Annotated in this window: 12 protein-coding genes and 2 pseudogenes; 7 read left to right on the forward strand and 7 right to left on the reverse strand. The window is 41.7% G+C overall.

Features of this window, described 5'->3' with window-relative positions:
* Positions 1 to 140: 140 nt before the first annotated feature.
* The 6 genes from QVP94_RS15765 to QVP94_RS15790 all read right to left on the reverse strand — a co-directional run bounded on the left by QVP94_RS15765 (position 141) and on the right by QVP94_RS15790 (position 6,880).
* Complete coding sequence (locus QVP94_RS15765; protein WP_022192963.1) at positions 141 to 1,709, reverse strand: PAS domain-containing sensor histidine kinase; 1,569 nt, start codon at positions 1,707 to 1,709, stop codon at positions 141 to 143.
* Positions 1,710 to 1,850: 141 nt separating this feature from the next.
* Positions 1,851 to 2,501, reverse strand: a complete 651-nt coding sequence (locus QVP94_RS15770) for an AraC family transcriptional regulator (RefSeq protein WP_226769897.1) — start codon at positions 2,499 to 2,501, stop codon at positions 1,851 to 1,853.
* Between the two features lie 911 nt (positions 2,502 to 3,412).
* On the reverse strand, positions 3,413 to 4,102 hold the full coding sequence (locus QVP94_RS15775; RefSeq protein ID WP_005868012.1) for a hypothetical protein: 690 nt from the start codon (positions 4,100 to 4,102) through the stop codon (positions 3,413 to 3,415).
* A gap of 19 nt (positions 4,103 to 4,121) precedes the next feature.
* A complete protein-coding gene (locus QVP94_RS15780; protein ID WP_005868009.1) occupies positions 4,122 to 5,084 on the reverse strand; it encodes a glycosyltransferase family 2 protein in 963 nt (320 codons plus the stop codon).
* A gap of 245 nt (positions 5,085 to 5,329) precedes the next feature.
* The gene (locus QVP94_RS15785) at positions 5,330 to 6,205 is read right to left on the reverse strand and encodes an NAD kinase (protein ID WP_005855867.1); all 876 of its coding nucleotides are present in this window, start codon (positions 6,203 to 6,205) and stop codon (positions 5,330 to 5,332) included.
* A 15-nt stretch (positions 6,206 to 6,220) separates the two neighbouring features.
* On the reverse strand, positions 6,221 to 6,880 hold the full coding sequence (locus QVP94_RS15790; RefSeq protein ID WP_008771767.1) for a CBS domain-containing protein: 660 nt from the start codon (positions 6,878 to 6,880) through the stop codon (positions 6,221 to 6,223).
* Positions 6,881 to 6,964: 84 nt separating this feature from the next.
* Between QVP94_RS15790 and QVP94_RS15795 the strand changes: the two genes are divergently transcribed.
* The 5 genes from QVP94_RS15795 to QVP94_RS15815 all read left to right on the forward strand — a co-directional run bounded on the left by QVP94_RS15795 (position 6,965) and on the right by QVP94_RS15815 (position 10,362).
* A complete protein-coding gene (locus tag QVP94_RS15795; protein ID WP_009017781.1) occupies positions 6,965 to 7,681 on the forward strand; it encodes a pyridoxine 5'-phosphate synthase in 717 nt (238 codons plus the stop codon).
* A 53-nt stretch (positions 7,682 to 7,734) separates the two neighbouring features.
* On the forward strand, positions 7,735 to 8,445 hold the full coding sequence (locus tag QVP94_RS15800; RefSeq protein ID WP_005855862.1) for a MotA/TolQ/ExbB proton channel family protein: 711 nt from the start codon (positions 7,735 to 7,737) through the stop codon (positions 8,443 to 8,445).
* Between the two features lie 91 nt (positions 8,446 to 8,536).
* The gene (locus QVP94_RS15805; protein WP_005855860.1) at positions 8,537 to 8,947 is read left to right on the forward strand and encodes an ExbD/TolR family protein; all 411 of its coding nucleotides are present in this window, start codon (positions 8,537 to 8,539) and stop codon (positions 8,945 to 8,947) included.
* Between the two features lie 5 nt (positions 8,948 to 8,952).
* Positions 8,953 to 9,807, forward strand: coding sequence for an energy transducer TonB family protein (locus QVP94_RS15810; RefSeq protein ID WP_005855858.1), 855 nt, complete (start codon positions 8,953 to 8,955; stop codon positions 9,805 to 9,807).
* 9 nt (positions 9,808 to 9,816) lie between these two features.
* A complete protein-coding gene (locus QVP94_RS15815) occupies positions 9,817 to 10,362 on the forward strand; it encodes a DJ-1 family glyoxalase III (protein WP_005855842.1) in 546 nt (181 codons plus the stop codon).
* Between the two features lie 127 nt (positions 10,363 to 10,489).
* Here QVP94_RS15815 and QVP94_RS15820 read toward each other — a convergent pair whose 3' ends face one another.
* On the reverse strand, positions 10,490 to 11,566 hold the full coding sequence (locus QVP94_RS15820) for a linear amide C-N hydrolase (RefSeq protein ID WP_009276341.1): 1,077 nt from the start codon (positions 11,564 to 11,566) through the stop codon (positions 10,490 to 10,492).
* A gap of 107 nt (positions 11,567 to 11,673) precedes the next feature.
* On the opposite strand from QVP94_RS15820, the pseudogene QVP94_RS15825 reads away from it, so the two are divergent.
* Positions 11,674 to 11,901: pseudogene (locus QVP94_RS15825) on the forward strand (SDR family NAD(P)-dependent oxidoreductase); the annotation flags it as partial.
* Positions 11,902 to 12,053: 152 nt separating this feature from the next.
* Positions 12,054 to 12,341 (forward strand): annotated as a pseudogene (locus QVP94_RS15830) (EamA family transporter); the annotation flags it as partial.

The raw sequence follows: 12,341 nt of genomic DNA on the forward strand, positions 1-12,341 counted from the left end.
TCTAATACCATGAAAAACACAGTGCAAATATAGATGTTTTATGTTATGTAGCATAATATTTTATTTGCAAATCTCATTTTCTTAACCAGATTTAACAAAACCATGCTTTAAAACATATCCGTAAAATAATATATATCCCCTTAGAACTTAGGTTCATTCTCTTTAATCTCCTTCAAAGGCAAGGTAAACCAAAAAGTGGAACCTACTCCCAATGTAGATTCTACCCCGATTCGTCCCCCTAGTTTCTCGATAATATTTTTGCAAATCGCCAATCCTAATCCGGTACCTTGTTTGCAAGCGTTCAACTTAACAAAGCGATCGAATATAGTTCTACAATCGTCATCCGAGATTCCCATTCCCGTATCCGAGACCGAAACTCGTATTTCATCATTCGATACCTTATAGGCTAATTTGATCTCACCTTCCGAAGTAAACTTAATCGCATTTGTCAAGAAATTAGAAATAACCTGTACGACTCGTTTCGGATCTGAGAAAACGGTCACGGGTTGTGAGCCCCGGTCGAAAACAAATCGAACGTTTTTCGGAATCTTCAAGGCATGTACCGCATAAGTTTCCTCACAGATCTCCTTAAAATCAAAATTTCTCTTCGTAATGTCAAAGGTTCCCGCCTCAATCTTTGAGAAATCAAGGATATCCTCAATCAATTGCAGAAGCAATTCACTATTCTTGTCAATGATATCCACATAAAACTCTCGTTCCTCCTCCTCTATCTCCTTGGTCTCTGCCAGTATATTCGCGAAACCAACAATAGCATTTAAAGGCGTACGGATCTCATGACTCATATTCGCCAAGAACATAGACTTAAGCCGATTCGCCTCTTTAGCCTTAGCTAACTCATATTCTTTCCGTTGACGCTCTCGTTCCACCCAGCGCAATTTATCTTGCATGGCGATCTCATCCGTTATGTCCATCAAGTAATAAAGGATTTTCGCTGGTCTTCCCGCCTCATCATATTTATAAGGGTACGCATACGCTCTCACCCAAACATATTGCCCCTCAAAAAGCTGTCGGTATTGAATACTATATTCACCGATCTCACCCGTAACAATCCTTTTAAAGCCTTGTACAAGTACCCTTTCCCGATCTTCCGGATGTACGATCTCACAAAAATCTTTTTTCGTTGTCAAGTTACTTGCTCTCAATCTGGATTTATTACCTAAAACACGTAAATCCAGATCGATATGCATCTTATCGGTTTTAACATCATATTCCCACAGCAAGGAATCACTGCAACGCATAACCGTTTTCAACTTCGTGAACAGTTCCTCTACTTTCTCCGACTTTTGATATTCTTCCGTTTCATCCGTAAACATTAGTACATATCCACAGATATCTTCAGCCTCTCCTTTCAACGGCACACATTTAATAGACAGACGTAAATTTGTACCTTCCTTTTTTGGGTCTATGTTATAGTACTCATTCGTTTGTATATTATCAAATTCATAATTACAATCGAACACAACCATTTCTCCCTGTTTCAGACGAGCGATCTTGTCCTCTGGAAAATTAGGATTCTCGAAAAGATTTATTCCCATAATATCCTTCCGGCTTATAGCGAACAAATTCTCGTCCGTCCTATTGAGATCCACTAGCTGCCCCCTCTCGTCATAAACTTCAATTCCAACAGGTAATTTCTGGAATAGGGCATTAAAGCTCATTTCCTCTAGCATTTTATTACATTGTCCCATCGTCATATTAAATTATAACCACTAATTCCCAACTTTAAATCAATCAAGCAATCTCCTCTATTATTTATACAACAAATGAACTATAATAACGATTGCAGCAGAAGTTTAAAGTTATAGAAATAATATGAAAATCATACATAATTATGTTGAAAATATATGTTTTCGATATTGAGAAAGAGTCATTCCCGTCCGTTGACGAAAAAAGCGATTCAATGTCGATTGAGACGGAAAATTAGTCAATATAGCGATCTCCTGTATATTTAATCGAGAGTCACGTAGCAACGACTTTACCTCTAGCACTATATAGATAGATAAAAACTCCTTGGCTGAAATGCCACACCTTTCATTCATGATCGCACTTAAATAAGTTGTCGTTATATTCAATTTATCCGCATAAAATCCGACATTCTTGTGATTCTTGAAATTCTCTGCCACGAGACTACAGAAATCATAGATCAATTGCTCTTTTCTCAAACTAGTCCTGAAAGGGATTTTCTTACGCACTTTCACATAATAGTCGTAAACATCCATGTAAAAAATCCCCAAGTAACATATAATCCGCTCCCTCAGAAGCCCATTACCCCGATACCGCTCAAGCTCATTCTCTATCAATTTGCAAAATGATTGAAAACGCTCAATACCATTATTATCCTCTATATTATAGTAAAAATGATCCTTCACGAAAAAATGAAATCCCGGATCAAAATGACGTAAGGAACTTAATACATCCCCATGTAGTACATGTGGTATGATGATAAACTTCGCCGAGAAGTCCTCACTCACGTTCCGCATTGAGCATAACTGTCTCGGAAATAAGAAAATCAATTCATTCTTATTCCATACATGCTTATTATCAAGCAAATGAATGATCGCACTACCTCTATTACATACTGCTATTATCCCGTAATCCAAAAAAGAAGGTTCTGAAGTCAATGGACTATCTTCAATCTGTTCCGTAATAATAAAGTCTTTTTCTAATCCGCCTAAAAAACGATCACATGTATTATACCTATTCTCTTGCATACACTCTTATAAATTAAGGGAATACGAAATCTTACCTTCAACAACAATCAACAGAATAATATTATATTTTGTTCTGTCCGTTAAGGTCCCAAGTATATTCGTTTGATATTTTTCTTTCCTTACCCCCTCTTCTATTAGCCATCAAACCTTATATATCAATGGGTGCTAACGGCTAACCAAGGAAATCATAAAAAAACACAAGACAAAATTATATAATAAAAAATTGACTATTAAATGCATAACTAAACTAAAAGCGTACAAAAACACATCAATTATATACAAAATCGAAACAGACAAAGAATAACCGAAAAAGATCATAAAAATACAGTTAGCTTCATTGACAAAGTAAGTTAACTGAAATACCAAAGCAAGTTAACTTACTTTGCCGATGAAATTAGCTTACTTTGAAAGTACGGATGTTACCCTCGGAAAGGGGCGCTTAAGCAGTGTTCTCAAAAATTCGTGTATTCATGCCTCTATACAAAAAAAGGCTATCCGTCACGGACAGCCAATCTCAATTGTTAACCTTAAATCTAATACCATGAAAAACACAGTGCAAATATAGGCGGTTTTATGTTATGTAGCATACTGAATTATTTGCAAAATTCTTTCACTTAACTCGATTTAACGAAATCATGCCCTAAAACATAGTTATTAACAAGAAAACTATTCGTTCAGATCTAATAGCTTCCCAAGAAATCGTCGAGGGAACGAGTATCATCATCTGGCATCAATTCTTTTTTCAAACGAAATTTGCGTTTATAGATAGCATCCTTCGTCACATTCAAGACTGACATCAGCTCCGCCGAGGTTAGCCGCAATTTGATCAAGCAACAAAAACGAATGGCATCCTCCGTCAAATCCGGATAAGCGACACGTAAACGACTTATAAAATCATCATAAAGAGTATTTACGATCTCGATCAAGTTTCTCCAATCCGAATCCGGCAATATCGTTTCCGATTTAGAAAGTATCTTCAGCTTCTTGAACGTATCCAACTGTTCCAGCAAACACTTCGCCAAACGCTCCTTTTCCTTGATCAAGGATTCCACGTCACGATGCGCTTTCCACTGAGCCGCATGCTGGTATTCCTTCAAACATTTCTCCTTCGCTTCCAATTGCTCCTTGATGTGCGACATCTCACGACTATAACGTTGTATCAAGATTTCATTTTTATCCACAAGACTCGCTATTTCTCTCAGTTCTTTCTCCTTTTTTGTCTTATAAAGGTGATAACGCAAAAAAGATAACAGAAGCAGGGTAAAAGCGACGATGATTAAAATGATCAGATAATAAATATCTACATAGAAATGCTCCGGCTCCTTTAGAACCGAGCTTATGGCAGTAGATGTGTGCAGCGCAAACTTCATATAAATAGTATTTATTATCTTAATACTTCTTTCTTAGAATTCCCTCTCTCCAAATCGCTTCCAAAAAGCCTGTCCCATATCCGATCAATTGGACAAAAGCCGCTATGATAGATAACAACGCAACGATTCCGTTCTTATTTCTCACTAAAGCGTCAAAAAAGATCAGTGAAATATAAAATAACAATAGCCCCCATACCTTTGGAACGAAAAAAGCGGAAATACATACCCCAAGCAGACCTACCACAAATAAGGCCGGCAGGCAATGTACCCATTTCAATGATTCCGGGTACTTCTGGTACAAGATAATCCTAGCGTACCCCGAATGCCATACTTGCCGGAAAAACTGGACGAAATTTGTTCTTCGCTTATGATAGACCCAAGCGCCCGGAAAATAACGGCATTTATAGCCTGCCGCAAAAATTCGGATACTAAAATCTATATCCTCTCCATAACGCATATCAGAGAACCCCCCCAAGGCTTCATACACCTCTTTCCGCATTCCCATATTAAAACTCCGGGGATAGAATGCATCTAAATGCCTCCGGCTTCCTCGGATCCCTCCTGTCGTAAAAAAAGAAGTCATCGAGTAATTGACCGCTTTCTGTATAGCGGAAAAAGAAGAATGCGCCCTGTCGGCACCACCAAAGGCATCCACCTTATAACGCATCAAGGACTCGTGTACTTGTTCCAGATAGCTGGCCGGAACGATACAATCCGAATCCAAGACAATCACGATCTCTCCTTCCGCATAACGTACCCCTTGATTGCGAGCTAAGCCTGGACCTGAATTCTCTATATAGAAATAGCGAATCCTCAAGCGGTTATTATAGGCATTGACTATGGGCTCACAAGGTATAGAAGAACCGTCGTCCACTACGATAACCTCAAAATGTACATATGTCTGCCGGGTAAGGCTGTTTAATAAATCGTCTATCTCCTCCGGACGATTGTAGACAGGAATAATAATTGAAAATACTTCCATTAAGCTAGATTTAATCTGCCGACAAAAGTAAAGAGTTAAAAAGCGTGTGTCAAAAAAGGGCACTGGACAAATAGAGGACATAGCTGGACATCGAATACCCCCTATTTTTTACCCCATAATAGAAAAACTGGACAAAATCCATAATATACGCTCAGTTTATCCATACAGAATAGTCTATTTATCAACAACTTACAAAATACAATACTATCCGTTACTATTTGGACAAAGACTGGACGCACACAATATTATTTCATTCGCACATCTGCCCCCCACATTAATTTTTCCCGAAGCGTCTGATAAAAAGTATGGTTATAGCGTTTGATGACTTTCGTCGTATAATCGGCCTTGCTCATCTTTAATTCGATACCTGCCGGGAATATTTCCGAACGTCCATCCAAAGAGATCAGAAAATATTTATTCCGGCTCTCTACCCGAAGCGTTATTATATCTGAATCCGGAATCACCAACGGACGCACGTTCAAGGAATGCGGAGCGACCGGACTTAAGACAATGCTATTACTTTGTGGGACGATAATCGGCCCATTTACGCTCATCGAATAGGCTGTGGAACCGGTAGGTGTAGCCACTACCAAACCATCCGCCTGATAAGAAGTCAGATATTCCCCATTCAAGAATGTATGAATCGTAATCATCGAGGAACTATCACGCTTCAGCACGGCGATCTCGTTCAAGGCGTAATTATATCCGCGAAACGCACGGTCTTCCGTATATAAACGCAAGAGGGTTCGTTCCTCTACCTTATAGTAATTCTTAAAAATCTCGTCCAGCGTATCCTCAACCTCATTACTGCTGACATCCGCAAGGAAGCCTAGCCGTCCGGTATTAATACCTAAAATAGGAATATCTTGTTTATTTACCCGGGCCGCCGTACGAAGGAACGTGCCATCTCCTCCCACGCTAAGCGCTATATCCAGATCAAACTCATCACCCACTAATAGCCCGCTCACCACTGGCTCAAAACCAAAAGCATCGGTAAGGAATGTATAAAAAGGGCTGTCCACATAAATATCAGCCTCTTGTTCACGAAGCTTCTCAAACAAGCGTTTAATCAGATTCTGTCTCTCGATCTGATATTCACTTCCAAATATTCCAACTTTCATTCTACGCTCCTTACTTTACATATTCATATAATGTAATAACTCATTCATCCGCTGCTGCAACATATCATCCACCATCCCCTTCTCCATAAAATGATAAAGCACCGTATAATTGAAACGCTCGAAACTACGGATCACGGGAGAGGCATCTTCCAAATCAATCTTAAGGGTTATAAGCAGACGGCCCGTATCTTTATCTTGATGGGATAGCAAATTAAGGACATGGGCATTATTCGCCTCTACCAAACGGGCGATATCCGTTAATGAATAATCCTGTGGCATCATTTCCAATACGATCACGCTTCCAGCCGCCTCCGCATTACATAGCTCGGATAAAGCATCTACCAAACGATCCCGGGTAATCGCCCCCAAATAAGTTCCGTCCACGGAAACCACAGGCAACAGGCTCAATCCATATCGGGTTATCATTGCCAACGCTTCATGTAAATGTCCATTTTCCGAAATCGCCGGAGCGAATAAAACCGGCTCACCGATCGTAGCCGAAGGATCCGGCAGCGCCAATAAGTCTTTTTCCGACACTAAACACTGGTATGCGTTATCACTCAATAACGGAAGATGCTTGAGTTTAAAATCCTCCATTAACGCCAACGCATATTCCGCTGTGTCAAAACTTTTTAACACCGGAATTTCCTTTGTTATGAAATCTTTCACCAACATTATTCTGTTAATTCCCTAAATCCTGCTAAATTTGCCGATACTTTTGTGCAAATGTAATGAAAGAAAAAAGATATACGATATACAATGACAAATTTAAGTGTAAACATTAACAAGGTTGCTACTATTCGTAATGCGAGAGGTGGCAATATGCCAAACGTGCTGAAAGTAGCGCAAGACTGTGAATTATTCGGGGCACAAGGAATTACGGTTCATCCCCGTCCGGATGAACGACACATACGCTATAGCGATGTTTATGGACTAAAACCTCTTATCCGGACAGAATTTAACATAGAAGGTTATCCTTGTGATAAATTCATCGACTTGGTATTGAAGGTAAAACCGACCCAAGTCACACTGGTTCCGGACGCTCCGGATGCCATCACGTCGAACTCAGGTTGGAACGTAAAGGACAATTTCGATTACTTAAGCGAATTGGTAGACACTTTTACCTCACAAGGAATCCGTACATCCATCTTCGTCGGAACAGACTTGGCGAATATTGAACTAGCGGCGAAAACAGGTACGGACCGTATTGAGCTATATACGGAACCTTATGCGACCTTTTATCCGGAAGATCGTGACAAAGCGATCGCTCCTTTTGTAGAGGCCGCTCAATTAGCTAAAAACTTAGGATTAGGCGTAAATGCCGGACACGATTTGAACTTAGAAAATCTGGCTTTCTTCAACAAGAATATCCCTTGGCTGGAGGAGGTTTCTATCGGCCATGCCTTGATTTGTGATGCGCTCTACCATGGTTTGCAAGAGACGATCGCTTTATACAAGGCATGCTTGAATAGTTGACAAGTGACAGTTTATAGTTATAAATCATAAATTATAATTCATAATTCGAAACGATGAGTATTTTACTTTCACTACAGGCCGTGGGCTCTCAGGCGGCAGATCAAATGCCGGATTTAACGGCTGTAACCCTTCCTACGGAAGCGGAAATCAATGTGATAGACCTTGCCTTTAAGGGAGGTTGGATTATGGTGGTATTGTTACTGCTCTCTCTGATGGCTATTTATATTTTTGTTCAACGTCTGATCATCATTCGCCGTGCGGGAAAAGAAGACGAGACGTTCATGAATCGTATCAAAGACTATATTCACGAGGGAAAAGTGGACTCGGCTCTCAATTTATGCAGGAGCACCAACACGCCTTCCGCCCGTATGATCGAGAAAGGTATTACCCGTTTGGGCCGTCCGATGAACGATGTACTCGTAGCGATCGAGAATGTCGGAAATTTGGAGATCGCTAAACTGGAAAAAGGTTTCCCCTTGATCGCGACGACCGCCGCCGGAGCTCCCATGCTTGGTTTCCTTGGGACGGTAACCGGTATGGTACGTGCTTTCTTCGATATGGCAAACGCAGGCACCAATGTTGATGTCTCCCTATTATCCGGCGGTATCTATGAGGCCTTGGTAACAACCGTTGGCGGTCTGGTAGTTGGTATCATTACATTGTTCGCGTACAACTATCTGGTATCTCAAGTAGATAACGTCGTGAACAAGATGGAGGCTCGTACGATGGAATTCATGGATTTATTAAATGAACCGGCTAATTAATTGATAATGGAGAATTGAAAATTGAAGATGAGCCAACTCTCCTCTATTTAATTTTCAATTCTCCATTTTCAATTTTCAATTATAAAAAATTATGGCTCTAAAAAGAAGAACAAAGGTAAACGAAGCGTTCAGCATGGCCTCTATGACCGACGTCATATTCCTCTTGCTGATCTTCTTCATGGTTACCTCTACCGTAGTAATCCCGAACGCCATCAAGGTTACCTTGCCGCAAGCGCAAAAGCAAACAGCGGCGAAACCTCTTACGAGGGTAACGATAGACGCGAACTTGAATTACTACGTGGCATTTGGAAAGCAAAAAGAGGTACAGGTCTCATTTGATGAGATCACTCCTTTCTTGCAAGATAGTTACGCGAAGGAACCGGAGATGTTCGTCGCCTTATATGCCGACGAGACCGTGCCTTACAAAGAGATTGTAAAGATACTGAATATAGCGAACGAGAATAAATTCAAGATGGTGCTTGCCACCCGTCCGCAGAAATAACAGATATGAGACTGAATAAGGATGACATATACAGTTTAATCGGTACCGTTGCTTTTCACGGTGTCATTCTACTGATACTTTGGTTTACCGTATTGAAAACCGAGGTACCGGATGAAGACGGGGGTGTACTCGTTAATTTCGGGAATGTAGATGCCGCCGCCGGAATGTTCGAGCCCAAGTATACCGGGCAAGAACCGCCTCAGGAAACGACCACTCCCCCTCCTCCCGTACCGGAGCCGCAAGTGGAAACGCCCAAGCAGGAACTCATCACTCAAGATATCGAGGAAAGCGTAGCCCTTGAGGACGCTAAAAAGAAGAATGAGGAAGAGAAACGCAAGAAACAAGAGGCTGAGAAGAAACGGAAAGAAGAGGAGGAGAAAGAACGTATCCGCCGGGAAGAAGCCGAGAAGAAACGTCTGGCCGAGGAACGCCGCAAGAAGGAACAAGCCATTAGCAACAAGGTGGCCGGAGCCTTTGGTATGGGAAACGCCGAGGGTAACAGCCAAGGCGACGCTGAAAGCGGAACCGGTAACCAAGGAAGTCCGTTCGGTAACTCTGATCACGGGGCGAATGAAGGCGTAGGCGGTTACGGATCATTTAATTTGAACGGCCGTTCCATTGGTGCCGGAGGTCTCCCCCGTCCCGCTTATACGATCCAAGAGGAGGGGCGTATTGTTATCAATATAACCGTAGATCCGAAAGGCAACGTTATATTTGCCGAGGTAGGCCGGGGAACTAATATCGACAACGCCTCCATGCGTAAAAGCGCTTTGGACGCGGCTCGAAAGGCGAAGTTCAACAGTATCAGCGGCGCTAATAACCAGAGTGGTACTATTACTTACGTGTACAAATTTAAATAATTGAATCTTATGAAGAAAGCGATCGTATTCTTAGCGAATGGCTTCGAGGAAATGGAAGCCACGGGAACCGTAGACATTTTGCGTCGCGGAGGTATAGACACGAAAACAGTCTCCATCACCGACGACCGTAAAGTGATTGGTGCTCACAATATGGAATATACGGCTGACGCCACATTTACCGAAATCGATCTTTCGGATGCTGATGCCTTGATCTTACCCGGAGGCATGCCCGGAGCATCCAACTTAAACAATTCGGAACCGGTGAAAGAAGCCTTATTACAACAATACCGTGAAGGACGTATCGTAGCGGCTATCTGCGCAGCTCCGATGGTATTAGGCGGTCTAGGTTTGTTAAAAGGTCGCAAAGCCACTTGTTATCCCGGGTTCGAACCGAAATTGATTGGTGCCACCGTAACAGGCGAGGCTGTCGAGGTAGATGGAAATGTAGTAACCGGTAGAGGACCGGGCTTGGTATTCAATTTTGGCCTAGCTTTAGTATCTGTACTAAAAGGTGATGCGGTTGCGGAGGAAGTTGCGGCCGGATTACTATTATAAGATTTAGATCATCAATCGAAACCCAATAGAATAGGGAACGTAATCCATTGAGTTATGTTTCCTATTCCATTGAGTTTTATCACCTATCCTATTGACTTACGAGATATCCCCCAAAGAGCTCACTGCCCTATTCTATTTTGATCGTTTCAACCGCTTGTCGCTTCGTCCCATCCATGGATACCGCACGATAACGAACCGTGGAGAAATCAATGGAACGTAAATCTATATTCCGAATAACGCTATTGTACATCGTACGGTAATAAATCACATGGTTTCGCATATCCGTAACCGAAGTCCATTGAGTAGCGCTCGGTATATCGCAAGGTACTTGCCCTAATGGGAATTCGATCCCTACGGGAATATCAAAATTATTCAATATCTGGAAACACTGGAAGACCGTTTCCAATGCGGTTTCTTGTTGTGGGGCCGAAGCTTGGTAAAAAGCCGCACGAACGAAACGTGACGGTGGAGTTACGTCACCCGGAATCCCAAGGAAACCGCTTCCCGCACCAAATGAAGACAACTCGATATTTCCTAATTGTTGATTGGGGGCCGTACCCGGGAAAAGATTAACATAATTATTCAGGTTCGTCAGATGCCACTCGAAACTGGGAGAATTAGTCAGAACTCCTAACGTATTCTCATAGAAGTGTAGCTCACCCTTAATAATCTCAAGAACCAGTTGACGTCCCGACGGCTCGGCAAACCGCCAATGAACGGTAGACGCACGGGGATCTATATTGATAACATGCACTTTCTTAACAGCCTCTTTCACCTCCTCTACATTTGAACATTCCCCCAACAACCAAGACACTAATTGCAGATCAGAGATACTTTTATCCCGAACTGCGGCATTATATTTCTCATATTCACCGTACTTTGGAAAATAAAACAATCCAGCCGATAACCCAACCTCATTGAGTCCTTCGGCGATAAATTCCTTTTGCTCCACTGCCAAGCCCACATATCCATAACGTGCCGTGAAAGTCATTCCATCAACCCCATTCGGAGTATACGATCGTTCGGTGTATCCTCTTGGAACCACGACATACTGGCTGTTCAAATTACTTCCACCCCATTCTATCGTACGTGCTACAATAGTCGTACCGTCCTTGCTTTTTAAGGTAATACCGGTGCAAGCCTCTGCAGCGGAAGGATTAATAAGCAAGCCGGCAATCGCAAATAAAATAAAGAAATGTCTCATAAGTATCATTTTTGATAAAAACAAGCGACAGGAAAAGGATGTTTTCAAGAAAAGAAATTTTAGATAGACAAACAGCACTTATTACCGGCGGAGCAAGCGGCATTGGCATCTTAGCGACCCTACGTGCCGCCTTACCTTCAATGACCGCAAAAGGAAAAGGAAGCATCGTAAACGTAGCCTCCATTGGAGGATTGACAGGAGATTTCCGGGGAACTCTTTATGGTATGAGCAAAGCTGGCGTCATCAATTTAACCCGTTACATTTCCGGACAGACTATCATCTCTGATGGAGGTATGACTTGCCATAATCCGACGATAGAGGATATTTCACATTGATGAAAGTTCTTATTTACATTATTAGTAAGAGAGCGATTCCTTCTCTTTATACATTTAGCATATAATGCCACAAAAGTAGCAGGGGCATTTTAACCCCATGTTATTTCAAGACTTTTTTGTATGTTTGCGGTCATTTTATCAAAAAGTATAATATGAATAATAATCTAAAAGGTTTCGCTTATGGAATAGCGACTTCTGTTACATTCGGTTTAATCCCTTTGTTTACATTGCCTCTTATGGAGAAGGGTATGCGGTTTGATTCGATATTGTTCTATCGTTTCTTATTCGCGGCCATCGCCTTATCGGGTATGCTTCTAGCAAAAAAGGAATCTTTCAGAACAGAGATGCGAAACCTACCGATATTGATTTTATTGGGTGCTTTTTATACAGGCTCGGCAATGTTCCTGTTTTGGGGCTATAATTTTATGGCGGCGGGAATC

The sequence above is a fragment of the Parabacteroides sp. CAG:2 genome (genome assembly GCF_000436315.1).
Lineage (GTDB): Bacteria > Bacteroidota > Bacteroidia > Bacteroidales > Tannerellaceae > Parabacteroides > Parabacteroides distasonis.

What these genes read in the sequence shown, in the direction of transcription:
- QVP94_RS15765 (WP_022192963.1), bottom strand. Translation starts at nt 1,709, where the DNA reads ATGGGACAATGTAATAAAATGCTAGAGGAAATGAGCTTTAATGCCCTA.
- QVP94_RS15770 (WP_226769897.1), bottom strand. Translation starts at nt 2,501, where the DNA reads ATGCGGAACGTGAGTGAGGACTTCTCGGCGAAGTTTATCATCATACCA.
- QVP94_RS15775 (WP_005868012.1), bottom strand. Translation starts at nt 4,102, where the DNA reads ATGAAGTTTGCGCTGCACACATCTACTGCCATAAGCTCGGTTCTAAAG.
- QVP94_RS15780 (WP_005868009.1), bottom strand. Translation starts at nt 5,084, where the DNA reads ATGGAAGTATTTTCAATTATTATTCCTGTCTACAATCGTCCGGAGGAG.
- QVP94_RS15785 (WP_005855867.1), bottom strand. Translation starts at nt 6,205, where the DNA reads ATGAAAGTTGGAATATTTGGAAGTGAATATCAGATCGAGAGACAGAAT.
- QVP94_RS15790 (WP_008771767.1), bottom strand. Translation starts at nt 6,880, where the DNA reads ATGTTGGTGAAAGATTTCATAACAAAGGAAATTCCGGTGTTAAAAAGT.
- QVP94_RS15795 (WP_009017781.1), top strand. Translation starts at nt 6,965, where the DNA reads ATGACAAATTTAAGTGTAAACATTAACAAGGTTGCTACTATTCGTAAT.
- QVP94_RS15800 (WP_005855862.1), top strand. Translation starts at nt 7,735, where the DNA reads ATGAGTATTTTACTTTCACTACAGGCCGTGGGCTCTCAGGCGGCAGAT.
- QVP94_RS15805 (WP_005855860.1), top strand. Translation starts at nt 8,537, where the DNA reads ATGGCTCTAAAAAGAAGAACAAAGGTAAACGAAGCGTTCAGCATGGCC.
- QVP94_RS15810 (WP_005855858.1), top strand. Translation starts at nt 8,953, where the DNA reads ATGAGACTGAATAAGGATGACATATACAGTTTAATCGGTACCGTTGCT.
- QVP94_RS15815 (WP_005855842.1), top strand. Translation starts at nt 9,817, where the DNA reads ATGAAGAAAGCGATCGTATTCTTAGCGAATGGCTTCGAGGAAATGGAA.
- QVP94_RS15820 (WP_009276341.1), bottom strand. Translation starts at nt 11,566, where the DNA reads ATGAGACATTTCTTTATTTTATTTGCGATTGCCGGCTTGCTTATTAAT.